This is a genomic window from Enterobacter cloacae complex sp. P43RS, assembly GCF_014930585.1.
Classification (GTDB): domain Bacteria; phylum Pseudomonadota; class Gammaproteobacteria; order Enterobacterales; family Enterobacteriaceae; genus Enterobacter; species Enterobacter bugandensis.
The window spans coordinates 632,238-656,859 of record NZ_JADBRJ010000002.1; the positions used below are offsets into that span (position 1 = coordinate 632,238).

Consider the following 24,622-nt stretch of genomic DNA (forward strand, 5'->3'; position numbering starts at 1 on the left):
CCTCCCTTCCTGAATGTAAGTACGTGCTGGAATAAGTATAGCCACAAAAAAACCGGCGCTTTTGGCGTCGGTTTTTTTACTTCAGTCAGTTATCCGTGAGGGCATTCTGGTAGCGATGCAGCATAAACACCAGCCGCCCTACCGGCTCGGTCACCTGTGGAGGCGCTTGCCAGTGCTTGAGCTTTTCCTGATAAATATCCAGTTCTTCAAGCAGTTGGGTAAAGTAACGACGGCGTTTGTCGTCACTGCTGGCGGAAAGCACATGGTCGGCGGTACGACGCAGCTGACGGTGGAAGGCCGAGAGATCGTCGTTGATCGGCACCGGCGCGTTGCGCAGACGCTGGTGCGCGATGATCATGGTTAACGCCAGGCGGAACTTCGCTATGTCGCCCGGGAACTTGTTCAGCAGTAAAAACAGCTGCTGGTAGAGCGCGGGCAGGTGGTTCTCTTTACGACGCGCGGTATTGGTAGTCATCGACGACACGGCAGCCGATACAAACTGGTTCAGCAATACGCGCCCCGTCCGCGCCTGCGAGTTATCCCGGACCAGCAGAATCACCATCATCGCCAGGAAGCAGCCCACCAGCTGACCCAGCGCGCTGTCGAGGAACTGGCTGAAGTGGAAGGTCATCGGGTTATCCAGCACGATGATGTTAATCGTACTCGCCAGCGCCCCCAGCGATCCCAGGCGGCGCTTTTGCACTTCAATGCCGATAAAGAACGCCATCACCGCCAGGCTAATACAGAGCAGCAGCATGCTCTGCTGCGTCGACGGGATGATGACCAGGAAATAGAGCGCGCCTATCGGCAGCGCGGCGATGGTGCCGTAGAGGAAATCAATGGCGACCATGCGTGGGTTAGGCAGACGCATCGCCAGTGCGGTCACGACGGCAATCATCACCATCGCGCCGCTGCCGGACGTCCAGCCCGTCCACAGCCAGAACAGCGTGCCGAGCATACAGGCAAGCGTGGTACGCCAGAAGTTAACCATCGCGTGATGGCGCTCGGCAGACTCCGCCTTGATCACCACTTCGCCCTGGAGCACCTCTTCTTCCGCCGCGCTGATTTTGGTGTTACCGATCACGCCGCGCTTAAGCAGCAGATAGCGCGTTGCGGCCCCAACCCAGGTGTAGATCGTCACCGGCGTCTCGCGCTCCCCGGTCCAGGCAATCACCCGGCGCATGCGCTTAAGCTGCTTATGCACGTCCTGTACGGTCTCTACCGGCTCGGCAAACAGCTCACGGAACGTGTCGGTGACCGCTTCCGGGCGGGTGTTCTGGATAAGATAGGTTTCGCAGGCCTGGGTAATCAGCGTCAAGGAGACGGTATTCAGGGCTTTAAGGCGACGATTCGCCCGCGCCCAGCGAGACGACTCCATATTGAGGTTGCTGCGCATCCCTTCCAGCGCCTGCGTACGACGAACCAACCCGCTCCAGGCTTTATCCACCTCTTCGCTGTCGCCGTGTTTAATGCACAACTGCATCAGCTGGTACTGGGCAACGATCAGCGCGTCCAGCTCGCGATCCACCTCTTGCTTGATCGAGCGCGGGGAGAAAAGCAGGTCAGCCACGATCGCGCAGACAATACCAATCACAATCTCGCTGCAGCGCTCCACGGCAAACTGCGGCGCGAGCAGCGGTTCGCTTTGGATGGTGATGACAATGATCAGCGCGGTATAGCCCGCCAGCCCCCAGGCGTAGGAGTTCTCCACTTTTACCAGAGACGAGACCCAGGTGCAGAAGCCCGCCCAGATACAGCACACCATTAGCATCAGCAGCGGCGTGCGGATCATCAGAATAATAATGGTCAGCGCCGCGAAACAGCCGATAAACGTCCCGATGATACGTAGCATCCCGCGATAGCGGATCGCACCAGAGTAGGGTTCTCCACCCGCGGCGAAGGCAGGGCCCGCCGCGACAATCGCGGCGGTCAGCACCGCCCAGCGAGGGGTTTCAAGCTGGAAGTGGAAGCCAACGAACAGCGCCAGCACGATGGCGCACGCCAGCTTCACGGCGAAGCGAATGTGCTGACTGGCGATGGAAAAGATACCCATGGCGTTTAACCAAACTCGCGCAGGCGATGGGCAATTTTACGGAAGAGGGAGTCCTGGCTGGCATCCCGATCTTTTTCTCCGGTGATCACCACCGTCGCCGTGGTACCCGCTGGCCACAGGTTGCCCTGCTGCTCATCCAGATGAATACGTACCGGCACGCGTTGCGCCAGACGCACCCACTCCAGGTTAGAATCCACCGTCGCCATCCCTTTGGCATCGTTAGAGCTGCTGGAGTTGGTTACCCCTGCGGCGACGCTATCGACGGTACCTTTAAAGACGCGGTTGCTGCCAAGCGGCGTGACTTCTGCGCGATAACCCGGACGAACACCCTCCAGCTTGGTCTCTTCCATATAGGCGAGCACGTAGAAGGAGTTCTGTTTAACCAGCGCCACGGCGGTTGAGCCACGGGTGATAAACTCCCCGGCATAGACGTTCAGGTTGGTCACCCAGCCATCGGCCGGCGCGCGGATCACGGTACGCTCCAGGTCGAGCTTCGCCAGATCGCGCGTTGCCTGCGCTTTCGCTAACTGGTGCAGCACGGTTTGCAGCACGTTGTTGGACTGGTCAATCTCTTCGCGGGACATGGCCTGAACGCCAAGCTGGTTACGACGGCCTGCCTCACGGCGTTTCTCTGCGGCCAGCGCCTGGTAATAGGCCACGTCTGCTTCTGCTTCCTCCAGCGCCTTCTGGTAACGAGGCTGGTCGATGGTGAACAGGACCTGATCTTTCTTCACCAGCTGGTTATCGTGAACGTTAACCGCCGTGATAAGGCCGGCCACGTCGGGGGCAATTGCCACCACATCGGCGCTAAAGCGCGCGTCACGCGTCCACGGTGATTCGGTGTAATAAACCCAGGCGCGAAAAATAGCGATGAACGCGAGGATAACCAGCGCCATGGTAATGGCGGTGCGGGAGATTTTTCTTGTTAGCGTTTTCACATCAACCTCAGACAAACATGCGCGATATCAGGTAAAACAGGCAGCAATACAGCGCGGTATTGAACAATGCAGGGTGCCAGACGAAATCGTAGATCCCGGTCGGGACCAGCACCTTGCGCACCAGCCAGAAGATCGCCAGTGATAAAAGAAGCTCGAAAAATATCGGTGGGAACGACAGACCGAACACCACGATAACGGGAAACAGACTCATGTTGACCTTGATAAGAGAGAGTGCAGGCTTCAGAATTTTTTAGCGCACGCCATCGCAGGAGAGCTAGAAACGCAGGGCGAGAATGGCGCAGCCGTTATGTAATTAATAATATATTAACGTAACTGTTATGCTGTTATCTATCATATGTGATCTAAATCACTTTTAAGCCAGAGTGAACAATGGAACGTTTAAAACGCATGTCCGTCTTCGCCAAAGTGGTTGAGCTCGGCTCATTTACCGCCGCTGCGCGCCAGCTTCAGATGAGCGTCTCATCCATCAGCCAGACGGTGTCCAAACTGGAAGATGAGCTTCAGGTTAAGCTGCTCAACCGCAGCACCCGCAGCATCGGGTTGACGGAAGCCGGTAAAATTTACTATCAGGGCTGTCGCCGCATGCTGCATGAAGTGCAGGATGTTCACGAACAACTCTATGCCTTTAACAACACGCCCATCGGCACGCTGCGTATAGGGTGTTCTTCAACTATGGCACAAAATGTTCTCGCTGCCATGACGGCGGACATGCTGAAAGAGTACCCTGGGCTTACCGTCAATCTGGTGACGGGCATCCCTGCCCCAGACCTGATCGCCGATGGATTAGACGTGGTGATCCGCGTTGGTGCGTTGCAGGACTCCAGCCTGTTCTCACGTCGCCTCGGAAGCATGCCGATGGTGGTCTGTGCCTCGAAGAGCTATCTGGCGCAGTACGGTGTGCCCGAGAAACCTGCCGATCTCGCTAACCACTCCTGGCTGGAGTACAGCGTCCGCCCCGATAATGAATTTGAGCTAATTGCTCCGGAAGGGATCTCCACCAGGCTGCTGCCGGAAGGCCGGTTCGTCACCAACGATCCGATGACCATTTCACGCTGGCTGGTGGCCGGCGCCGGGATCGCCTACGTGCCGCTGATGTGGGTGATCAATGAGATCAACAGCGGCGTGCTGGAGATCCTCTTCCCGCGCTATCAGTCCGATCCACGCCCGGTCTACGCCCTGTATACCGAGAAGGACAAGCTGCCCCTCAAAGTACAGGTGTGTATTAACTATCTGACCGACTATTTTGTCGACGTAGCAGAGCTGTTTCAGGGAATGCGCGGAAGAAGAAAGGAATAAGTAATTAATTTCTGAAATATCCGCGCCATTAATATTTCAGGATGAAGTCGGCCTTCATCCAGGGATATTCTTTAGCTTCTATCAGGAATAGCGAATTGACACTGCCGCCGCCTGCCCTTTACCTTATAAACAGTCTGGCATTCAGACTGTTATTATTTTGTTGCTGATTTGAATAATAAAATGTATTTCGCAGGATGACGTTAAACAAGGAAACGAAATGAATCTATTTGAACAAACACCGCCGTCACGCAGGCGCTACGGACTCGCCGCGTTCATTGGCTTAATTGCAGGAATTGTCTCCGCGTTTGTCAAATGGGGAGCCGAGGTACCACTCCCGCCACGCAGTCCCACCGATTTATTTACCGGCGCATGCAGCCCTGAGCAATTAATAAGAGCCGCAGGCCAGATAGATTGCTCCCGCAATTTTTTAAATCCACCCTATGTTTTTTTACGCGACTGGCTGGGCGTAGTTGATCCTAACGCAGCAGTTTATACCTTTGCCGGACATATATTTAACTGGGTCGGCGTAACGCATATTATTTTCTCAATCGTCTTCGCGGTTGGGTATTGTGTCGTTGCTGAAGTCTTCCCGAAAATTAAACTCTGGCAGGGTTTGCTGGCGGGTGCATTGGCACAGCTTTTTGTTCACATGCTCTCCTTCCCGCTGATGGGGCTGACGCCACCGCTGTTTGATCTGCCCTGGTATGAACACGTGTCAGAGATCGTGGGTCATCTGGTCTGGTTCTGGTCGATCGAAATCATTCGACGTGACTTGCGTAACCGCATTACTCACGAGCCGGATCCGGAGATCCCGCTGGGTAACTTACGTTAAAAAAATGGCGCTACATCTGTAGCGCCATTTTTTATGTTTGCTCAGGTCAGGCCGTGCCGCCCACCGTCAGATTATCCACTTTCAGCGTTGGCTGACCCACGCCAACCGGCAGGCTCTGGCCTTCTTTACCGCAAACACCCACGCCGTTATCCAGCTTAAGATCGTTACCGACCATGGAAATCTGCTGCATCGCTTCAATGCCGGAGCCAATCAGGGTTGCGCCCTTCACCGCTTTGGTCACTTTGCCCTTCTCAATCAGGTACGCTTCTGAAGTCGAGAAGACAAACTTACCGGAGGTGATATCCACCTGGCCGCCGCCAAAGTTTGGCGCAAAGATACCGTAATCCACGGATTCGATAATCTCCTGCGGCGTGGATTTGCCCGGCAGCATATAGGTGTTGGTCATGCGCGGCATCGGCAGGTGCGCGTAAGATTCACGACGGCCGTTACCCGTTGGCGCTACGCCCATCAGGCGCGCGTTGAGTTTGTCCTGCATGTAGCCTTTCAGCACGCCGTTTTCGATCAGCACGTTGTACTGGCCTGGCGTACCTTCATCGTCAATAGAAATCGAGCCGCGGCGGTCAAGCATGGTGCCATCATCCACTACGGTGCAAAGCTCAGAGGAGACGAGCTGTCCGATCTGGCCGCTGAACACGGACGTCCCACGACGGTTAAAATCGCCTTCCAGACCGTGGCCCACCGCTTCGTGCAGCAGCACGCCCGGCCAGCCTGCGCCCAGCACCACCGGGAATGTCCCGGCCGGCGCCGCAACAGCATTAAGATTCACCAGCGCCATGCGCACGGCTTCTTTAGCCCACGCGTCAGCGCGCGCTTCGCCGTCAACATCACCCAGGAACCAGTCATAGCCGAAACGACCGCCGCCGCCGCTTGAGCCGCGCTCGCGTTTGCCGTTGTCATCGACCTGCACGCTGATTGAGAGACGCACCAGCGGACGCACATCGGCCGCCAGCGTACCGTCCGTTGCCGCCACCAGAATCAGTTCATACACACCGCTCAGGCTGGCGGAAACTTCCTGAACACGTTTGTCGGCGGCGCGCGCCACTTTGTCCACGCGGCGCAGAATGTCCAGCTTCTCTTCGCGGCTCATGCTCTGCAGCGGGTCGATGCTGGTATAAAGCGCGGAGTGCTGAACTTCACCCAGGGTTTTCACGCGACCGTCGCCGGCATCGCGCACAATGGTACGCGCGGCCTGAGCGCTCTGCTCAAGCGCGGCCAGGCTAATCTGGTCGGCATAGGCAAAACCGGTTTTTTCGCCGCTGATGGCGCGCACGCCGACGCCCTGGTCAATGTTATATGAGCCATCTTTGATGATACTGTCTTCTAAAACCCAGGATTCGTGATAGCTCGACTGGAAATAGAGATCGCCGTAGTCGAGACGGCGTTCGGTCAGTTGACCAAGAATGGAGAACAGGTCCTGATGGCTCAGGCCGTTCGCTGCGAGCAAATGTTCACTTACCAGGTTCAGACTCATCGTATTGCTACTCGTTCGTTGCCGCCCGTGGCGGTATAAAGATCGTATTTATTGAGAGTGAGGCAATTACCAGCCCACGTCAAATCATTGCTGTGCATCTTTGCGCGGCTGGCGCAGCACCTCGTTAATCTGCGGTTTATCCACCGGACCGGTAATGCGGTAGCGCAGAATGGAGACCTTGCTCCACAGCGGCCCCAGCACTTTACTGGCGGCAAACACCGCCGCACCGACAATCGGGTTAACCACAAAGGCCGCCGCCACGCCCACGCTGGCGGAAATTTCCGGCGCCACCACGGCTTCCATATCCAGCTCGCGACGCACGAGGTTGACCGAGCCTTTCATGGCGATGTCCGCTTCCAGCCCATCCACCAGCGTGTCGTCCGTGTGCAGAACGCCGTCCTTGATCCACGCCGTACTGCGGATGGAATCGTAATAGAAACCTTCGCTGAAGGTGTCGCTGAAATCGAAGCGCAGCTTGCGAAGCAGCGCATCAAAACTCAGCAGGCGCAGGATCTGCCCGGCACGCCCCGTGCTCACATCGGCGATTTCACCTTTGCCAAAGTGTGTTTTCAGAATACCGTTCAGTGACGCTTCGTCCGGTGTCCACGGCGCGGCACGCCAGTGAAGATCATAATTAACGTTAAACGAGGAGCCGCGCAGCGGCGTGCTGATGCCAAAGAAGTTGGCTGCCGCATCCAGCTTGTTGCCTTTAATGTCGCCCTTCAGAGACGTGCGCTGCTCGCCCGGGTTATTCACCCACTCTCCACCCGCCGTCATGCGGCCAAAGCCGGTGTCGATCAATCCGCCGGAGAGCTTGAGCGTATTCCCCTGAATGGCAAAATCACCGTCGATACGGCCATATTTTTGCCCCCACAGCCAGCACTCCGCGCAGCGCAGCTGCAGATCGGGCCAGCCGCTAAAATCGACGCGGGTAGTATTACTCAGCGGCGACGTATTCGCCGGTTTATCTTTATTCGCGGCAGCCGGGTTGTAGTAGAGATAGCGGATCGCTGCCTGCCACGGCGCGTTATTGCGCATGGTCAGCGTGCCGTTGATCTCCCGGCCCTGCGCCTCCACTTTTGAGCCGTTAGCGGTTGGCTGGGAGACAATGCTCAGATTGTTCCACTGCTGTCCGCCCAGCATCAGCGACGGCGTGCGTACGGTAATGGTCTGCGGGAACTGGGCGGCCTCATCAACGTTTTGCCCAACGCCTTTCTGGAACAGCGCCAGCCACTCCGCGCCGTCCATCGGCGGGAGATTCAGCTCAACGCCCGCATGCTCAGGCAATGGCGGCGTGGTTTTGCTGTCCGTCGTCCAGATGGCTTTGTCGAGGGTAAGCTTGCGGTTAAGCAGCCAGCGGCTGTTAAAGTGGTTTGTTCCGCCCGCGCTTCCGGTCAGCGCGAAGCTGTCCAAATTGCCATCCACGTTAAGCTTCACCGGCAGCGGCTGTCCCGCCTGTTTATCCAGCGGCGCAGGCAGCTGGCTTTGAAGATTCTTCAGGTCACCCGTAATGTCGACCTTATAGTGTGCACCCGCGTGATAAGGCAGGTCGATTGCCACTTTGCCCTGCCAGGCGACCGCGCCCGCTACTGACGCCTCAATCGGCTTCGGCAGGACGTCCATACGCGACGGCTGCCAGTTGCCGTCCAGATTAACGGCCACCTGATAAGCCTTTTGCCCCTCGGCTGTTGAGAAGTCGATATTCACCGGCTGATTAAACCAGCTGGCGGTCAGCGGTTCGCTTTTCAAATTACCGTTCACAAAGCTGAACTGTCCGCTGAGGTCTTTCAGGGTGCTATCAAGCGGTTTAATGTACAGGCTGTTGTTCTTCAGACGGACGTCACCTTTGGCGGTGGTCATTTCACCGTCCAGCGGGATATCAAGATGTAAGCGAGCATTCACATCGCCATCGAGCTGGAGCTGCTGAAGGGTCGCCGCCAGCGACTCTTTGAGTGGCGTCTCCTCAAAGTACGGCCCCACCGCTTTCCCCGGGCCGTTGATGTCGGCATCAATCAGCAGCTTCTCTTTTGAGTAGTCCGGGATGTTGGCCGTCAGGTTGCTGGCCGTTACGCCTCCCAGCGCAACGCTGTCCGCCTTCATCCATAATCCGTCGTTGAGGAAGTTAAGCTCGATATCCAGGTTTTTCAGCGCGGGCCAGCCCGGCTGGAACGCGAAGGTGGCGTCGTGCAGCGGCACCAGCACCTGGAACTGCCCCTCATTATGTTTGTACGGGAAAAGATGCGGGTTACCGCCGTAGACCAGCGTGGCGTTTTCCGCCTGACCGCCCTGAATTGCGCCGCTCAGATAGTCGACCAGCGCTTTACCCATCAGATTTTCCGGGAAATAGCGCCAGGCCTGAGAACCGTCATCGGTACTGATCCCGGCCAGAATGCCCAGCCACGGTTCGTCACCCTGCGGCTGTAAATAGCGGAAGTCACCCCGCGCGTGTACCGCTTTGGCTTTGACGTCGATATGGCGACCATCAAGCTGGAAGCCCTTATCGTTACGGAGCCAGTTAAGCACCGCGCTGCCCTGCTCAATTTCCAGCGGCGCGCGGAAGACCGTCTCGTAAGGCATTTTAGCGTTGTGCATATCGGCCGTCAGCCTGCCGTTCTCCACGCTGCCTTCCAGCTTGCCGCTGAAATGCTCCGCGCCCGGCAGCATCTTCCACTGCTTCCAGGCAAGATCTTTCCATGTTGCCTGGAAACGAGTTTTTTCCGTCGCCTGAAGCGGGATATCCAGCGCCAGAGAATCAATTTTTCCGCTCGGCTGCGTTGCCAGCCAGATCTCGCCCAGGTCCGGAGAGAGCTTTGCCGCCATGGAGCGCAGGCCTTCAATGGCCGCCAGATCCAGGTTACTGGCGCGGATGCGCAGCTCATCGCTGCGTTTACTCGCCGCGCCGCCCACGTCCTGCTCCGGCATCCAGGCCAGCGTCAGCGCACCGCGCGGCCACGGCTTGCCGTCCATCGTGATGCGCGTATCCGGGATGGCGAATTGCCAGCCCTCTTTTTCCTGCGTCACGTGCGCGGTGAGGTTATCGACGGAAAGCTGATGCTGCTGTCTTTCACCCTTCCAGCTCGCGCCCCCTTGCTTCAGCCAGATATCGCCGCTGGCAAATTTCCCTTTCGTCAGGGTCATCCAGCCCTCAAGGCTGAAACGGGCGGTTTCCAGCTGCATGTTTTGCTGCAGCCAGTCGCCGAGCCAGGGCTTTACATCCACATCGTCGGCCTGCAGCCACACTTTGCCGTTGTTTAACAGGCCGTCATCGTCACGCAAGTCCATACGCACCTGCATGACGCCGTGCTGGCCGTTCAGGCTGGAAAGATTGACCTGCCCCTCGGCGCGGTGTCGATCCTTGCCGTTAAGCCAGGTCAGCTGCGGGATCGCCAGTTCGGCGCGCTGGCCAGAAAGGGTAATAAAGCTCACTTCGCTGTCGCGCAGATCGAAATGATCGAACTGGCGGAGGAAGAGATCGCTGAAGCGGTTGGCTTCCAGGCCCTGATTGTTATCACCGCCCGTCAGCGGCGTATTGGTCAGAAACTGGAGTTGATAAAAGGTGAGATCGCGAAACTGCCAGCGCAGATGCAACAGGCTTTGCCAGACGTCCAGCGCCAGGGTTACGCGTTTGATTTTGAGATGACCGCCATCTTTCAGGCTGGCGTTGATGTCACGGACATCCAGCGTCGGGCCAAAATTCTGCCAGCTGGCGCTAACCTGGCTTACGTCGACCGGCACGCCGGTGGTGGATTCGATTTTCGCCAGCAGCTGCGGACGCCAGCTGTCCAGATGCGGTAAAACGAGGCGTAGCCCGCTCACGAGCAACGCGACAAACACGACCAGCGTTGCCCCTGTAAGCACTAAAATCCCCGGCAATCGCCTCACGCATCTCTCCTTGTCAGCTTTCGTCACGCAGCGTACTGCGTTTTACATCATTACGACGTCAAACTGCTCCTGGTTATAGAGCGGTTCAATTTGTACTTTTACCTGTTTGCCGACAAAGATTTCCACTTCCGCCAGCGCGTGCGACTCTTCGCCTTTCAGGGCTTCAGCCACCGCAGGGGAAGCATAGACCAGAAAACGATCGGAGTCGTAGGCATGATGAACACGGACGATTTCACGCATAATTTCATAGCAGACGGTCTCAACCGTCTTTACCGTTCCGCGTCCATGGCAGGTTGGACACTCATTACACAGGACATGTTCCACGCTTTCGCGGGTCCGTTTCCGGGTCATTTCCACCAGCCCCAGCTGAGAGAAGCCGTTGATGCTGGTTTTCACGCGATCTTTACTCAGCGCCTGCTCCAGCGAGTGCAGCACGCGACGACGATGGTCTTCATTACTCATATCGATAAAGTCGATGATGATAATGCCGCCGAGGTTGCGCAGACGAAGCTGACGCGCAATCGCCTGCGTGGCTTCGATGTTGGTGTTGAAGATGGTGTCGTCCAGATTGCGATGACCGACAAACGCGCCGGTGTTGATATCGACGGTGGTCATCGCTTCGGTCTGATCGATGATCAGATAGCCGCCGGACTTCAGTTCGACCTTACGCTCCAGGGCTCGCTGGATCTCGTTTTCGACATCATAGAGATCGAAGATCGGCTGACGCCCGGTGTAATGCTCCAGCAGGCCCGGCATTTCCGGGATGTATTCAGCGGTAAACTCCAGCAGCGCTTCATACGTCAGGCGAGAGTCCACGCGGATGCGGTCGAGCTGCGCGTCGGCAAAATCACGCAGCACGCGCTGCGCAAGCGCCAGCTCACCGTATAGCTGATAGCGAGTCTGGTTGCGTTTTTTACGCTCCATCACTTTGGTCCAGACGCGCTTCAGGTAAGCCGCATCCGACGCCAGGTCTTCTTCGCTGATCCCTTCTGCAGCGGTACGGATAATAAACCCGCCCTGTTCATCGCAGTAGGCGCTGACCACTTTCTTCAGCCGCTCGCGCTCGCTTTCGCTCTCAATACGCTGCGAAACGCCCACGTGCGACGCGCCGGGCATAAAGACCAGATAGCGGGAAGGTAAGGTAATGTCGGTGGTCAGACGGGCACCTTTGGTGCCAAGGGGATCTTTCACCACCTGCACCATTAAGTCCTGGCCCTGACGCACCAGCTCGGAAATGTCGCGCACGGCAAACTGCTTTTGCTCTTCGCCCGCGACGCACTCGGTGTGCGGCATGATGTCGGAGGCATGTAAAAATGCCGCCTTATCCAGTCCAATATCTACAAAAGCCGCCTGCATACCCGGCAGTACACGACTGACACGACCTTTGTAGATATTGCCTACTATTCCGCGCCGCGCTTCACGCTCAATATGAATTTCCTGAAGAATGCCACCGTCAATATAGGCCACACGGGTTTCCGATGGCGTTACGTTTACCAACAATTCAGCCGTCATAATTATCCCTTCCCTCACGCAGTGAGTTAAAATTGCTCAGCAACTCATACGTTTCCACCAGCGGTAAGCCGACTACGGCGTGATAGCTGCCATTAATCTTCCTGACAAAACAGCCACCCAACCCTTGAATACCGTATGCACCTGCTTTATCCATCGGTTCACCGCTGGCAATATAAGCGGCGATCTCGTCGTCGGTAATCACTCTGAACGTGACATCCGTAACCACCAGGCAATCCAGCACGTGCTGGCTGTCCGCCAGCGCGACGGCCGTCATCACCTGGTGCGTTTGCCCGGACATCTTGCGCAGCATGCGCGCCGCATGGTCGGCGTCATGCGGTTTCTCGAGGACTTCACCGTTAAGGATAACGATGGTATCTGCTCCCAGCACGGGCAGATCGCGCGGCACACAGGCCACGCCCGCCTGCGCTTTCTCGCGTGCCAGGCGAGACACGTACTGCTGAGCACTTTCGCCCTCAGCACGTTTTTCTTCAATGCCGGTCACGATGCGTTCAAAAGAGACCCCTAACTGCGTCAGGAGTTCCTGACGGCGCGGGGAGCCGGAAGCAAGATACAGAGACGTCATAGAAACCTTTTATTGCACAGCAAACTGCTGGCGAACCTTACGCATCAGCAGGAATAGCCACGGCCAGAGCACACCGTTTACTACACTACTCCAGAACACTTCCGGTCGGAAAGAGACGTTGATCACTAAAAACTCTGCCCAGAAAACAACGATATCCGCAGCAAGCGACAACAGCATCACGACCAGGGCCTGTTGCCAGAGCGCGAGGTTACGGAAGAGCTGGAATTTCAGTGCGACGAGGTACGCAATAATGCTCATGGACAGGGCACGCACGCCCAGCGTAGAGCCACTAATGAGATCCAGTATGGCACCCATCACAAAACCCGTGCCGACATTTACGCGATGCGGCAGGGCAAGGATCCAGTAAAGTAAAATGAGCAAGACCCAGTTTGGCCGGAAAACGAGAATGTTATCCGGCCAGGGCATAATCTGCAGCAACAGTGCAATGAGGAACGAGAGCCAGATGACCCAGCGTCCCTGGCTACGATAGCTTGCCACTACTGCCCTCCCGAAGAGAGTTTAGGCGGTGGCGGCGCATCAGGCTGCGGCTGCGTTAACCCGGTTGCCGGCGCAGGCACGGGCGCAGGCGGCCCCATAGAATCCGCTGGCGGAAGAACCTGCGGCATCATCTGCATCAGGCGTTCGTTCGCCACGCGATGCACCTCTTCAGGCGTCATCGGGTTAGCACCGTTACGATCGGCACCCCAGAGCAGCAGCAGGTAGCGCAGACGCTGTAAACCGGCGGTTGGACGGGCCTGAATCACGGTGTATGCACGCTGCGTATCCAGCTTAACCGAAGAGACCACCGCAACCGGGTAACCTTCAGGGAAGCGTCCACCGAGACCGGACGTCACCAGCACGTCGCCGACACGGATGTCCGTGTTAGCAGGCAGATGTTCCAGCTGCAGATCGTCCGTGCAGCCGTTACCGGCCGCAATCACGCGGATATCGTTACGCAGGACCTGGATCGGCAGCGCGTGGGTGGCGTCGCAAATCAGCAGCACGCGGCTGGTCAGTTTGGCGACGGCAACGACCTGGCCTACTACGCCCTTATCACTGATGACGGGCTGACCTTCATACACCCCGTTCACGCTCCCTTTGTCGATCACAACCTGATCGCTGTAAGGGTCGTTCACGGTGGAGATCACCTGGGTAACCATCTTCTGCTCGTCCTGACGCAGCGGCGAGCCGAGCAGTTCACGCAGACGCGCGTTTTCCTGCTTGTATTGCCCCAGCATCAGCAGTTCGCTGTTTTTAAGCAGCAGTTCCTGGCGTAATGCCCGGTTTTCAAGTTCGAGCTGGTCTCGTGAAGACAGCGTTTGAGAAACGGAGTCGAGCAGTTCACGGGGACCATTTGATATAAAGTAGAAAGGACTGACGGCGGTATCCATGTACGTTCGGATCTGGCTGAACGTACCGAGGCGGCTATCGGCAATAATGACGCCAAGCGCAACCAGAACCGCCAGAATGAGGCGAAACTGTAGCGATGGGCCACGGCTAAAAATTGGCTTCATAGGCTATGCGTATTCTCGTGTCAGAGAGAAAGGGTAGCGATTCGCTACCCTTTCACCATGACTACTCTTCGCTGAACAAGTCGCCGCCGTGCATGTCGATCATTTCCAGCGCCTTGCCACCACCGCGGGCGACGCAAGTCAGTGGATCTTCTGCAACTACGACAGGAATACCTGTCTCTTCCATCAACAGGCGGTCGAGGTTACGCAGCAGCGCACCACCACCAGTCAGAACCATACCGCGCTCGGAGATGTCGGACGCCAGCTCTGGTGGGCACTGTTCCAGCGCAACCATTACCGCGCTCACGATGCCCGTCAGTGGTTCCTGCAGTGCTTCCAGAATTTCGTTGGAGTTCAGGGTAAAGCCGCGTGGAACACCTTCCGCCAGGTTACGGCCACGCACTTCGATCTCACGCACTTCATCGCCCGGATATGCAGAACCGATTTCGTGTTTGATACGCTCTGCGGTGGCTTCACCGATCAGAGAGCCGTAGTTACGGCGCACGTAATTGATGATGGCTTCATCGAAGCGGTCACCACCGATACGTACGGAGGAAGAGTACACCACGCCGTTCAGTGAGATAACGGCCACTTCAGTGGTACCACCACCGATATCCACCACCATAGAACCGGTGGCTTCAGAAACAGGCAGACCCGCACCGATTGCCGCAGCCATTGGCTCTTCAATCAGGAACACTTCACGTGCGCCTGCACCCTGGGCAGATTCACGGATTGCGCGACGTTCTACCTGGGTTGCGCCAACCGGCACACACACCAGAACACGCGGGCTTGGGCGCATGAAGCTGTTGCTGTGAACCTGCTTGATGAAGTGCTGAAGCATTTTTTCAGTCACGAAGAAATCAGCGATAACGCCGTCTTTCATTGGGCGAATAGCGGCGATGTTGCCAGGGGTACGACCCAGCATCTGCTTCGCGTCATGACCCACTGCGGCCACGCTTTTCGGCGAGCCTGCACGATCCTGACGAATGGCCACAACAGAAGGCTCATTCAATACGATGCCTTGTCCTTTTACATAAATAAGGGTATTCGCGGTACCCAGGTCAATGGACAGGTCATTGGAAAACATGCCACGAAATTTTTTCAACATACTAAGGGATAATCCTGAAAGCTGGGGCGGAAAACAAAATCCGCTTACTTTACCAACCACACGCAGCAGCGACAAGGCGCAAAAATCATCTGCAACGGTGAAAATTTGTGCAGTACGTTTCCTGTTGTTACAAATTCATCCCCTGACTCCCTCAGGGCTGAGTAAACAGTCGTGTTCCTCACTGATATTTGTAACCCATTAAAGGTCGTTCACTGGCTTTTTGCTCGACATACTCAAAGCTACAGGCGCGATATTCTACGTGAAAACAACGTAAACGGCAGGTCAAACAGAGTATCTTTGCAAATATTTTTTCACGTTGGTGTCAAGCGGCTGAGAGGCGGCAAAAAAATCGCCCTGACCGCCCGTCACTCCGCGCTCTGTTAACATCTGCCATTCGCCTCTGGAGCGCACGCCTGCGGCAAATACCTGTGTTCGCGTTCCCTTACACGCTTCAACCAGACTCTGAACCAGCAGCTGGTTTTCCGTGCGCTTCTCAATATTCCTTACCAGCCCCGGATGTAGCTTTAATAGCTCCACATCCAGCTCCTTGATCCAGTTGGTACTGACCAGCGTTAAACCCGCCTGCGTTACCGCGACACGGGCACCGAGCGCGTTGATCAAACGGACCACCGGACGCAACCGGCTGATGTGTTGACCCACATCCGCCTCAGCAAGTTCAAAAATAATGCGTTTGCGTTGCGATTTTTCGCATTGCATTAATGTATCACGCAGCCAGCGCTGAAAACGCGGGCGTATTAATGACTCAACGGTAACCTGTAACGCCAGATTCTCTTCAGGCCAGAATGATAAAAATGGAATCAAGCGTGTAATTTGCTGGCGGTCATACTCTTCGGAGAGCCCAAATTGCAGAACCATCGGCAGATATTCTGCAGAAATAACCTCTTCCGTCCCGTCGAAAATACGGCACATCAATTCCCGGTGGTGGACAAAACCGTTCTTCATGACCGCCGGTTTTTGATAAATACGCGGCCCGCCGCGACTCAGCATTTGCTCAATCAAAGTACGCCAGCGCACGTTTCCACGCCCTTTTTCAGGCAGCGAATCATCATAGACCGCCCATCCGTTCGCCCCTTGCAATACCGCGTTGCGGGTGGCCGCTTCCGCATGCTCCATCACCTGCTCTGTCGACTGTCCGCCGCGCCAGGCGCAAATCCCCATATGGACCATATCGTCTCTGTCGAGCATTTTGCTCTGCGGCAGCGCGTCGACGGCCTTAAGTAGCTGGCTGGCAATACTTTCTGATTCCTTCAACGTGCGATGCGGCAGCAATACGGCAAAGTCGCTGCGGTGGTAGCGGGCCAGCAGCGCCCCCGGATAGCGCATAATAAAGGTGGAGAGCAGGTTGATCAGCGTAAAGAGATTTTCTTCCGCCGCCCGCTGCCCCCATGTGTCGCGCAGCAGATCGAAATCGGGCAGGCGAATCATCATCACCACCCCGTGCGTGCCCACTTTTTCCGGGTCGTCGAGCAGCGTGGCGAGTTGATTGTCAAAGAAAAGGCGGTTGTTCAGGCCGGTTTTATTATCCTGCGCGGCATAAGAGCGGATCAGCGTATCCATTCGGCTGCGCTGGTCGCTGGCAAACTGGATCTCTGAGAGCAGCGTATCCAGCGCGCTGCTGGCGCGTGAGGGCCATTCATGGACCGAGCCGCGAACCTGCGGGCCGCGTTCACCGTTCAGGATACGCACGGAGCGGATCTCCAGCAGTTCCTGGCCTGAAAGCTGGCGGCGCAGCCAGCGGACCGCGAGAAAAATCAGCAAAATAATGAAGGCGACGGCAACAGTGAGCGGCGCGGTGGTCATCATAGAACGGAAATAGCTGGCCATCGGATCGAGGTAGACCATGTGTATGGTCATCCCCGGATTTTTGAGGGAGTGTACCGTTACTTCCCGATACTGGCTCACCACGCCCGCAGGTCGATAGCTGTCCTGTCGTTCATGGCTTAAAACCGGATGCTTTCCCTGCTGGATGTCGACCTGAATAATATCAACCGGCACCATCAACTCATCCAGCTCCCGGGATAGCTCAGGAAGTGGAGTGGTCAGCAGACGCGTATCAATGACCGACGCAACGGACTGCACCCGGTTGACCAGTTTGTCCTGAATGGCGTTATAAAAGCTCAGAGAGCAACCAAGAAGCGTGACAAAGATGGTAAGCCCCGTCAGCAGGGTGATAAAAGCCGAGAACTTCGTCGTTAATCGCATCCTTGAGATTACTCCGTGGGTTGATGGGGTAGCGAGTAAGCGCTAACTTGCATTTCAAATGCGGCATACTACCAAACCTGGCGTATCTGGCAATTTATTGCGTTAAATCGGCATTGCTTTACCCTGAGCGAGTATAGTCTTCAGGAACTCTTTTCCAATCATCTGAGCCGTGAGGACCCCGTATGCAGGCTTTAATCTTAGAACAGCAGGACGGCAAAACGCTTGCCTCAGTACAGGCCGTAGAAGAGACTCGCCTGCCGGAAGGCGACGTCACCGTCGACATCGACTGGTCCAGTTTAAATTATAAAGATGCGCTGGCGATCACCGGCAAGGGTAAAATCATCCGAAATTTCCCTATGGTGCCGGGTATTGATTTTGCTGGCCGGGTTCATAGCAGCGAAGATCCCCGTTTTCATGCGGGCCAGCAGGTGCTGCTCACCGGCTGGGGCGTGGGCGAAAATCACTGGGGCGGGCTGGCAACGCAGGCGCGCGTGAAGGGCGACTGGCTGGTGCCTATGCCGAAAGGCATAGATGGCCGCAAAGCGATGATCGTTGGTACCGCAGGCTTTACCGCCATGCTGTGCGTGATGGCGCTGGAAGAGGCGGGTGTTCGCCCCGAGTCGGGTGAAATTGTTGTGACCGGGGCCAGCGGTGGCGTGGGCAGCACGGCGGTCACGCTGCTGCACAAGCTGGGTTATCAGGTTGCGGCGGTTTCCGGCCGTGAAAGCACGCATGATTATCTGCGCCAGCTCGGCGCCAGCCGCATTCTTGGCCGCGATGAGTTTGCCGAGACCCGCCCGCTGGAAAAACAGGTCTGGGCAGGTGCAGTGGATACCGTCGGTGACAAGGTGCTGGCAAAAGTCCTGGCGCAGATGAACTACGGCGGCTGCGTGGCAGCCTGCGGCCTGGCGGGCGGATTTGCCCTGCCAACGACCGTCATGCCATTTATTCTGCGAAACGTCCGCCTGCAGGGCGTGGATTCCGTGATGACGCCTGCGGCTCGCCGTGCAGAGGCATGGGAGCGTCTGGTGCGCGATTTGCCGGAATCGTTCTATACCCAGAGCGCTACCGAAATTACGCTCAGCCAGGCACCTGAATATGCCCGTAAGATCATGGATAACCAGTTCCACGGCCGCGCGCTGGTGAAAATCGCCTAATCTTCAAATTTTCGTGACATATTCGCGCTAACGCTTCTCCTCCGTCATGCTTAGAAAAACGCATGACGGAGGATGCCATGAAAAACCGAAAACTGACGGAAGCCGACGTAACGTCTGAGTCTGTCTTTATGTTACAGCGCCGCCAGATCCTGAAAATGCTTGGCATCAGCGCCACGGCACTGACGCTCTCTCCAGCGGCACACGCCGACCTGCTCGACTGGTTTAAAGGCAACGATCGCCCTAAGGCGCCTTCCGGTGCCCCGCTTACCTTTACCAAACCCGCCGAATGGCAAAACACGCTGGCGCTCACGCCGGAAGATAAAGTCACCGGCTACAACAACTTCTACGAATTTGGTCTGGATAAAGCCGATCCTGCCGCCAATGCCGGCAGCATGAAAACCGATCCGTGGACGCTGAAAATCGACGGTGAAGTGGCAAAACCTCTGACGCTGGACCATCACGATCTGACCACCCGCTTCCCGCTTGAAGAGCGTATCTATCGCATGCGCTGCGTAGAGGCCTGGTCGATGGTGGTGCCCTGGGTAGGCTTCCCGCTGCATAAGCTACTGGCGATGGTTGAACCCACCAGCAACGCAAAATACGTCGCCTTCCAGACGCGCTACGCCCCGGACGAGATGCCGGGCCAGAAAGACCGGTTCATCGGCGGCGGGCTGGAGTATCCCTACGTTGAAGGGTTACGTCTTGACGAAGCCATGCATCCCCTTACCCTCCTGACCGTCGGCGTTTACGGCAAGGCGCTTCCGCCGCAGAACGGTGCCCCCATCCGTTTAACCGTGCCGTGGAAATACGGTTTCAAAGGGATTAAATCGATCGTCAGCATTAAGTTGACCCGCGAACGTCCGCCGACGACATGGAACCTGGCGGCGCCGGGTGAATACGGCTTCTTCGCCAACGTGAACCCGCATGTGGATCATCCCCGCTGGTCGCAGGCGACGGAACGCTTTATTGGCTCCGGCGGCGCGCTGGACGTGAAGCGCCAGCCCACGCTGCTGTTTAACGGGTATGCGGATGAAGTGGCGTCCCTTTACCGTGGCCTCAATTTACGGGAGAACTTCTGAGTGCGTTTAACGGCAAAGCAGATTACCTGGCTGAAAGTGCTGCTGCATTTAGCCGGGATACTTCCTTTTATCTGGCTGTTCTGGGCGGCCAGCCAGGGCCTCTTTAGCGCCGATCCGGCAAAGGATATCCAGCATTTTACCGGTCGGATGGCTCTGAAATTTTTGCTGGCCACCTTGCTCGTCTCGCCGCTGGCGCGCTACGCTAAACAGCCATTATTGATACGCACCCGTCGGCTTTTGGGGCTATGGTGTTTTGCCTGGGCGACCCTGCACCTCACCAGTTACGCCCTACTGGAACTGGGAATTAACAATCTGACACTGCTTGGCCGCGAGCTGGTAACACGCCCTTACCTGATGCTGGGCATTGTTAGCTGGCTGATCCTGCTGGCGTTAGCGCTGACATCCACGCAATATGCGCAGCGAAAGCTGGGCTGTCGCTGGCAGTTGCTGCACAACTTCGTCTATCTTGTCGCGATCCTCGCCCCCATTCATTATCTGTGGTCGGTGAAGATCCTCTCTCCGCAGCCGGTCCTTTACGCGCTGGCAGCCGTGGCGCTTTTAGCATGGCGTTACAAGAAGTTCCGCCAGTGGTTGCGATAGTTCGCGAAACTGTGCGTTTTCCCGCAGATTACCTCTCAACCGCAAATCTTTTTTGGATTGCGGTTGATAATCTTCCCTGATAAGACCAGTATTTAGCTGCCAAATGCTACGAAATCGTTATAATGTGCGACCTTGGTTCGCCTGACAGCGGTTTTGGGCCTCTGAAAAGGTGACATTTGCGCTTCGACGGTATATTTTGTTTTTTACCCGAAAATCGCAGGAGATAGCGGCATAATGACTGATAAGTTCCACATCTTAGTTTTAAACGGACCGAACCTGAACATGCTCGGCACCCGTGAGCCAGAGAAGTACGGCACGCTGACATTGAGCGAAATTGTTAACCGTCTGAGCACGGAAGCAGCCTCGCTGAATGTGGATTTGGATCATTTTCAGTCAAACGCGGAGTACGCAATCATCGACCGTATTCATCAGGCTAAAGACACTGTGGACTATATCCTGATCAATCCGGCCGCGTTTACGCACACCAGTGTTGCTATCCGCGACGCACTGCTCGCGGTGAGTATCCCGTTTATCGAGATCCACCTGAGTAACGTGCACGCCCGAGAGCCGTTCCGCCACCATTCGTATCTGTCGGATATCGCTGCTGGCGTTATCTGCGGACTGGGCGCAGACGGCTATTCATACGCTTTACAGACAGCGGTAAAACGCTTGTCACAATCACACTAAACAAGAGTACGGAACCCACTCATGGATATTCGTAAGATTAAAAAACTGATCGAGCTGGTTGAAGAATCAGGCATCTCCGAACTGGAAATTTCTGAAGGCGAAGAGTCTGTACGCATCAGCCGTGCAGCCCCAGCCGCTAGCTTCCCGGTAATGCAGCAAGCTTACGCTGCGCCAGTGCAGCAGCCTGCGCTTTCCGCAGCCGTTGCGCCAGCAGCAGCTGAAGCCGCACCTGCCGCTGCAGCAGAAATCAGTGGTCACATCGTACGTTCCCCAATGGTTGGTACTTTCTACCGCACCCCGAGCCCGGACGCGAAGGCGTTCATCGAAGTGGGTCAGAAAGTCAACGTAGGCGATACCCTGTGCATCGTTGAAGCGATGAAAATGATGAACCAGATCGAAGCTGACAAGTCAGGTACTGTGAAAGCGATTCTGGTCGAAAGTGGTCAGCCGGTTGAATTTGACGAGCCGCTGGTCGTCATCGAGTAACGAGGCGAACATGCTGGATAAAATTGTTATCGCCAACCGTGGCGAGATTGCACTGCGTATTCTTCGTGCCTGTAAAGAACTGGGCATCAAGACCGTGGCCGTGCACTCAAGCGCGGATCGCGATTTAAAACACGTATTGCTGGCGGATGAGACGGTCTGTATTGGCCCGGCTCCGTCCGTAAAAAGCTATCTGAACATCCCGGCTATCATCAGCGCCGCTGAAATCACCGGCGCGGTGGCAATTCATCCGGGTTACGGCTTCCTCTCTGAGAACGCCAACTTTGCTGAGCAGGTTGAACGCTCTGGCTTTATCTTCATCGGTCCGAAAGCCGACACCATTCGCCTGATGGGCGACAAAGTGTCTGCAATCACCGCAATGAAAAAAGCCGGTGTTCCAACCGTGCCAGGCTCTGACGGCCCTCTGACCGACGACATGGATGCTAACCGTGCTCATGCTAAACGCATTGGCTACCCGGTTATTATCAAGGCGTCCGGCGGCGGCGGCGGTCGCGGTATGCGCGTTGTGCGCAGCGATGCTGAACTGGCGCAGTCCATCTCCATGACCAAAGCGGAAGCGAAAGCGGCTTTCAGCAATGACATGGTGTACATGGAAAAATACCTGGAAAACCCACGCCACATCGAAATTCAGGTGCTGGCTGACGGTCAGGGTAACGCGATCTATCTGGCAGAACGTGACTGCTCCATGCAGCGTCGTCACCAGAAAGTGGTCGAAGAAGCGCCAGCGCCGGGCATTACCCCGGAACTGCGTCGCTACATCGGCGAGCGTTGCGCCAAAGCGTGCGTCGATATCGGCTATCGCGGGGCGGGTACCTTTGAGTTCCTGTTCGAAAACGGCGAGTTCTACTTCATTGAAATGAACACCCGTATTCAGGTTGAACACCCGGTTACCGAAATGATCACCGGCGTTGACCTGATCAAAGAGCAGCTGCGTATCGCAGCCGGTCAGCCTCTGTCCATCAAGCAGGAAGAAGTTGTGGTGAAAGGCCATGCGGTAGAGTGCCGTATCAACGCCGAAGACCCGAACACCTTCCTGCCAAGCCCGGGTAAAATCACGCGTTTCCACGCGCCGGGTGGTTTTGGCGTGCGCTGGGAGTCTCATATCTACGCCGGCTACACCGTACCGCCGTACTATGACTCAATGATCGGCAAGCTCATCTGCTACGGCGAAAACCGTGACGTGGCGATTGCCCGCATGAAGAACGCCCTGCAGGAGCTGATCATCGACGGTATTAAAACCAACGTTGATCTGCAGATGCGTATCATGAGCGACGAGCACTTCCAGAATGGTGGGACGAATATCCACTACCTGGAGAAAAAACTCGGCCTGAACGAGAAGTAAGAGAGCTGTGTTGCTAAAAGGCCGGATAATCCGGCCTTTTTTTATTTCTGGGGATCGCAAAGCCCCATCATGTACAATCCCCGCTTTCTGCATCCACAAGGGACAAAAAATGGACAAACGTTTTGTTCAGGCCCATAAAGAAGCGCGCTGGGCGCTGTGGCTGACCCTTCTCTATCTTGCTGCATGGTTAGTAACTGCTTACTTACCTGACTCCGCTATTGGCATCACCGGCCTGCCGCACTGGTTCGAAATGGCCTGCCTGCTGGTACCGCTGGTGTTTATCCTGCTGTGCTGGGCAATGGTGAAATTTATCTACCGGGATATTCCGCTGGAGGACGATGATGCAGTTTGAAGTCATTCTGCCGCTTGTCGCATACCTGCTGGTCGTGTTTGGTTTATCCATTTACGCCATGCGCAAAAGAACGACCGGTGCTTTTCTGAACGAGTATTTCCTCGGCAGCCGTTCGATGGGCGGCGTTGTGCTGGCAATGACGCTGACCGCGACCTATATCAGCGCCAGCTCGTTTATTGGCGGCCCCGGTGCGGCCTACAAGTACGGGTTAGGCTGGGTACTGCTGGCTATGATCCAGCTGCCTGCCGTCTGGCTCTCCCTCGGTATTCTTGGTAAGAAATTTGCCATTCTGGCGCGCCGCTATAATGCCGTCACGCTCAACGACATGCTGTTTGCCCGTTACCAGAGCCGCTTACTGGTGTGGCTGGCGAGCTTAAGCCTGCTGGTCGCCTTTATTGGCGCGATGACGGTACAGTTTATCGGCGGGGCACGCCTGCTGGAAACGGCGGCCGGGATCCCTTACGAGACAGGCCTGCTTATCTTCGGGGTAAGCATCGCGCTCTATACCGCGTTTGGCGGGTTCCGCGCCAGCGTGCTGAACGATACGCTGCAGGGAATGGTCATGCTCATCGGCACGATTGTTCTGCTGGTGGGGATTGTTCATGCCGCGGGTGGACTCACTCATGCGGTGGAAACCCTGGAAGCGATTGACCCGAAACTGATTTCACCGCAGGGCGCGGATGATATCCTCTCGCCGACCTTTATGACCTCGTTCTGGGTGTTAGTCTGCTTCGGGGTGATTGGTCTGCCGCATACCGCCGTGCGCTGTATCTCCTATAAAGACAGTAAAGCCGTTCACAAGGGCATCATCATCGGGACGATTGTGGTCGCGGTCCTGATGTTTGGTATGCACCTGGCAGGTGCGTTAGGGCGCGCGGTGATCCCCGACCTTACCGTGCCGGATCTGGTGATCCCGACGCTGATGGTTAAAGTGCTGCCGCCCTTCGCCGCCGGAATTTTCCTCGCAGCGCCAATGGCCGCCATTATGTCGACCATTAACGCCCAGTTACTGCAAAGTTCCGCTACGATCATTAAAGATCTCTATCTGAACCTGCGCCCTGAGCAGGTTGAAAATGAACGTCGCCTGAAGCGGATGTCTGCCGTCATTACGCTGGTGTTAGGAGCTTTGCTGATGCTAGCTGCATGGCGTCCGCCGGAGATGATCATCTGGCTGAACCTGCTGGCGTTTGGCGGTCTTGAAGCCGTTTTCCTGTGGCCGCTGGTATTAGGTCTTTACTGGGAACGCGCGAACGCTGCAGGCGCGCTGAGCGCGATGATTGTTGGCGGTGTGCTGTATGCCATCCTTGCGACATTTAAGATTCAGTATCTGGGCTTCCATCCGATTGTGCCTTCGTTACTGCTAAGTTTACTGGCGTTTGTGGTGGGGAACCGTTTCGGTCAGCCCGCCCCACAACCCGCTATGATTTCTACTGATAAATAAAGAGTTTTG

Annotated in this window: 21 protein-coding genes; 10 read left to right on the forward strand and 11 right to left on the reverse strand. The window is 56.2% G+C overall.

Translation table 11 applies throughout. The annotated features are described in order from the left end of the window. Positions 1 to 85: 85 nt before the first annotated feature. Genes aaeB through aaeX form a run of 3 tightly spaced genes read right to left on the reverse strand, consistent with a single transcriptional unit; the run spans position 86 to position 3,202 of the window. Positions 86 to 2,053, reverse strand: coding sequence for a p-hydroxybenzoic acid efflux pump subunit AaeB (gene aaeB, locus IM294_RS06840; protein WP_047364742.1), 1,968 nt, complete (start codon positions 2,051 to 2,053; stop codon positions 86 to 88). Positions 2,054 to 2,058: 5 nt separating this feature from the next. Continuing rightward, a complete protein-coding gene (gene aaeA, locus IM294_RS06845; protein WP_028014599.1) occupies positions 2,059 to 2,991 on the reverse strand; it encodes a p-hydroxybenzoic acid efflux pump subunit AaeA in 933 nt (310 codons plus the stop codon). Between the two features lie 7 nt (positions 2,992 to 2,998). Next, positions 2,999 to 3,202, reverse strand: coding sequence for a p-hydroxybenzoic acid efflux pump operon protein AaeX (gene aaeX, locus IM294_RS06850; RefSeq protein ID WP_003860416.1), 204 nt, complete (start codon positions 3,200 to 3,202; stop codon positions 2,999 to 3,001). Positions 3,203 to 3,381: 179 nt separating this feature from the next. Here aaeX and aaeR point away from each other — a divergent pair, with 179 nt between their 5' ends. Then, complete coding sequence (gene aaeR / locus IM294_RS06855) at positions 3,382 to 4,308, forward strand: HTH-type transcriptional activator AaeR (protein ID WP_028014600.1); 927 nt, start codon at positions 3,382 to 3,384, stop codon at positions 4,306 to 4,308. 217 nt (positions 4,309 to 4,525) lie between these two features. Further along, positions 4,526 to 5,140, forward strand: a complete 615-nt coding sequence (locus tag IM294_RS06860; protein WP_126816989.1) for a YagU family protein — start codon at positions 4,526 to 4,528, stop codon at positions 5,138 to 5,140. A 46-nt stretch (positions 5,141 to 5,186) separates the two neighbouring features. Here IM294_RS06860 and tldD read toward each other — a convergent pair whose 3' ends face one another. From tldD to csrD, 8 genes are all read right to left on the reverse strand, one after another. After that, complete coding sequence (tldD, locus tag IM294_RS06865; RefSeq protein ID WP_028014602.1) at positions 5,187 to 6,632, reverse strand: metalloprotease TldD; 1,446 nt, start codon at positions 6,630 to 6,632, stop codon at positions 5,187 to 5,189. Between the two features lie 84 nt (positions 6,633 to 6,716). Then, a complete protein-coding gene (yhdP, locus tag IM294_RS06870; RefSeq protein ID WP_126816987.1) occupies positions 6,717 to 10,514 on the reverse strand; it encodes an AsmA2 domain-containing protein YhdP in 3,798 nt (1,265 codons plus the stop codon). 42 nt (positions 10,515 to 10,556) lie between these two features. After that, a complete protein-coding gene (gene rng / locus IM294_RS06875; RefSeq protein WP_008502847.1) occupies positions 10,557 to 12,026 on the reverse strand; it encodes a ribonuclease G in 1,470 nt (489 codons plus the stop codon). Next, on the reverse strand, positions 12,016 to 12,609 hold the full coding sequence (locus IM294_RS06880) for a nucleoside triphosphate pyrophosphatase (protein ID WP_028014604.1): 594 nt from the start codon (positions 12,607 to 12,609) through the stop codon (positions 12,016 to 12,018). Before IM294_RS06880 ends, rng begins: the two co-directional genes overlap by 11 nt. 9 nt (positions 12,610 to 12,618) lie before the next feature. Next, positions 12,619 to 13,107, reverse strand: coding sequence for a rod shape-determining protein MreD (mreD, locus tag IM294_RS06885; RefSeq protein ID WP_008502849.1), 489 nt, complete (start codon positions 13,105 to 13,107; stop codon positions 12,619 to 12,621). After that, positions 13,107 to 14,123, reverse strand: a complete 1,017-nt coding sequence (gene mreC, locus IM294_RS06890) for a rod shape-determining protein MreC (RefSeq protein ID WP_028014605.1) — start codon at positions 14,121 to 14,123, stop codon at positions 13,107 to 13,109. Before mreC ends, mreD begins: the two co-directional genes overlap by 1 nt. Positions 14,124 to 14,184: 61 nt before the next feature. Then, positions 14,185 to 15,228, reverse strand: coding sequence for a rod shape-determining protein MreB (gene mreB, locus IM294_RS06895; protein WP_000913396.1), 1,044 nt, complete (start codon positions 15,226 to 15,228; stop codon positions 14,185 to 14,187). 282 nt (positions 15,229 to 15,510) lie between these two features. Beyond that, positions 15,511 to 17,451, reverse strand: coding sequence for an RNase E specificity factor CsrD (gene csrD / locus IM294_RS06900; protein ID WP_045630747.1), 1,941 nt, complete (start codon positions 17,449 to 17,451; stop codon positions 15,511 to 15,513). 182 nt (positions 17,452 to 17,633) lie between these two features. Between csrD and IM294_RS06905 the strand changes: the two genes are divergently transcribed. The 8 genes from IM294_RS06905 (at position 17,634) to panF (ending at position 24,613) form a co-directional block, all read left to right on the forward strand. Beyond that, the gene (locus tag IM294_RS06905) at positions 17,634 to 18,608 is read left to right on the forward strand and encodes an MDR family oxidoreductase (RefSeq protein WP_126816985.1); all 975 of its coding nucleotides are present in this window, start codon (positions 17,634 to 17,636) and stop codon (positions 18,606 to 18,608) included. A gap of 77 nt (positions 18,609 to 18,685) precedes the next feature. Then, positions 18,686 to 19,687, forward strand: a complete 1,002-nt coding sequence (gene msrP, locus IM294_RS06910; RefSeq protein ID WP_028014608.1) for a protein-methionine-sulfoxide reductase catalytic subunit MsrP — start codon at positions 18,686 to 18,688, stop codon at positions 19,685 to 19,687. Next, positions 19,688 to 20,287, forward strand: coding sequence for a protein-methionine-sulfoxide reductase heme-binding subunit MsrQ (msrQ, locus tag IM294_RS06915; RefSeq protein WP_126816983.1), 600 nt, complete (start codon positions 19,688 to 19,690; stop codon positions 20,285 to 20,287). It begins immediately after the preceding gene. A 234-nt stretch (positions 20,288 to 20,521) separates the two neighbouring features. Further along, positions 20,522 to 20,974, forward strand: a complete 453-nt coding sequence (gene aroQ, locus IM294_RS06920) for a type II 3-dehydroquinate dehydratase (RefSeq protein WP_028014610.1) — start codon at positions 20,522 to 20,524, stop codon at positions 20,972 to 20,974. A gap of 21 nt (positions 20,975 to 20,995) precedes the next feature. Then, positions 20,996 to 21,460, forward strand: a complete 465-nt coding sequence (accB, locus tag IM294_RS06925) for an acetyl-CoA carboxylase biotin carboxyl carrier protein (protein ID WP_008502856.1) — start codon at positions 20,996 to 20,998, stop codon at positions 21,458 to 21,460. Positions 21,461 to 21,470: 10 nt separating this feature from the next. Continuing rightward, positions 21,471 to 22,820, forward strand: coding sequence for an acetyl-CoA carboxylase biotin carboxylase subunit (gene accC / locus IM294_RS06930; RefSeq protein ID WP_003860388.1), 1,350 nt, complete (start codon positions 21,471 to 21,473; stop codon positions 22,818 to 22,820). 109 nt (positions 22,821 to 22,929) lie between these two features. Beyond that, positions 22,930 to 23,172 (forward strand): YhdT family protein, encoded by a 243-nt coding sequence (locus tag IM294_RS06935; RefSeq protein WP_126816981.1) that lies wholly within the window; start codon positions 22,930 to 22,932, stop codon positions 23,170 to 23,172. Continuing rightward, positions 23,162 to 24,613 carry a sodium/pantothenate symporter gene (gene panF / locus IM294_RS06940; RefSeq protein ID WP_126817375.1) on the forward strand — a complete coding sequence of 484 codons (1,452 nt, stop codon included), beginning with the start codon at positions 23,162 to 23,164 and terminating at the stop codon, positions 24,611 to 24,613. Before IM294_RS06935 ends, panF begins: the two co-directional genes overlap by 11 nt. Positions 24,614 to 24,622: the final 9 nt, after the last annotated feature.

Excerpts from the sequence above, each read along its gene's own strand:
- aaeB (WP_047364742.1), bottom strand. The coding sequence starts at position 2,053 with ATGGGTATCTTTTCCATCGCCAGTCAGCACATTCGCTTCGCCGTGAAG.
- aaeX (WP_003860416.1), bottom strand. The coding sequence starts at position 3,202 with ATGAGTCTGTTTCCCGTTATCGTGGTGTTCGGTCTGTCGTTCCCACCG.
- aaeR (WP_028014600.1), top strand. The coding sequence starts at position 3,382 with ATGGAACGTTTAAAACGCATGTCCGTCTTCGCCAAAGTGGTTGAGCTC.
- IM294_RS06860 (WP_126816989.1), top strand. The coding sequence starts at position 4,526 with ATGAATCTATTTGAACAAACACCGCCGTCACGCAGGCGCTACGGACTC.
- tldD (WP_028014602.1), bottom strand. The coding sequence starts at position 6,632 with ATGAGTCTGAACCTGGTAAGTGAACATTTGCTCGCAGCGAACGGCCTG.
- rng (WP_008502847.1), bottom strand. The coding sequence starts at position 12,026 with ATGACGGCTGAATTGTTGGTAAACGTAACGCCATCGGAAACCCGTGTG.
- IM294_RS06880 (WP_028014604.1), bottom strand. The coding sequence starts at position 12,609 with ATGACGTCTCTGTATCTTGCTTCCGGCTCCCCGCGCCGTCAGGAACTC.
- mreC (WP_028014605.1), bottom strand. The coding sequence starts at position 14,123 with ATGAAGCCAATTTTTAGCCGTGGCCCATCGCTACAGTTTCGCCTCATT.
- mreB (WP_000913396.1), bottom strand. The coding sequence starts at position 15,228 with ATGTTGAAAAAATTTCGTGGCATGTTTTCCAATGACCTGTCCATTGAC.
- csrD (WP_045630747.1), bottom strand. The coding sequence starts at position 17,451 with ATGCGATTAACGACGAAGTTCTCGGCTTTTATCACCCTGCTGACGGGG.
- IM294_RS06905 (WP_126816985.1), top strand. The coding sequence starts at position 17,634 with ATGCAGGCTTTAATCTTAGAACAGCAGGACGGCAAAACGCTTGCCTCA.
- msrP (WP_028014608.1), top strand. The coding sequence starts at position 18,686 with ATGAAAAACCGAAAACTGACGGAAGCCGACGTAACGTCTGAGTCTGTC.
- aroQ (WP_028014610.1), top strand. The coding sequence starts at position 20,522 with ATGACTGATAAGTTCCACATCTTAGTTTTAAACGGACCGAACCTGAAC.
- accB (WP_008502856.1), top strand. The coding sequence starts at position 20,996 with ATGGATATTCGTAAGATTAAAAAACTGATCGAGCTGGTTGAAGAATCA.
- accC (WP_003860388.1), top strand. The coding sequence starts at position 21,471 with ATGCTGGATAAAATTGTTATCGCCAACCGTGGCGAGATTGCACTGCGT.
- IM294_RS06935 (WP_126816981.1), top strand. The coding sequence starts at position 22,930 with ATGGACAAACGTTTTGTTCAGGCCCATAAAGAAGCGCGCTGGGCGCTG.
- panF (WP_126817375.1), top strand. The coding sequence starts at position 23,162 with ATGCAGTTTGAAGTCATTCTGCCGCTTGTCGCATACCTGCTGGTCGTG.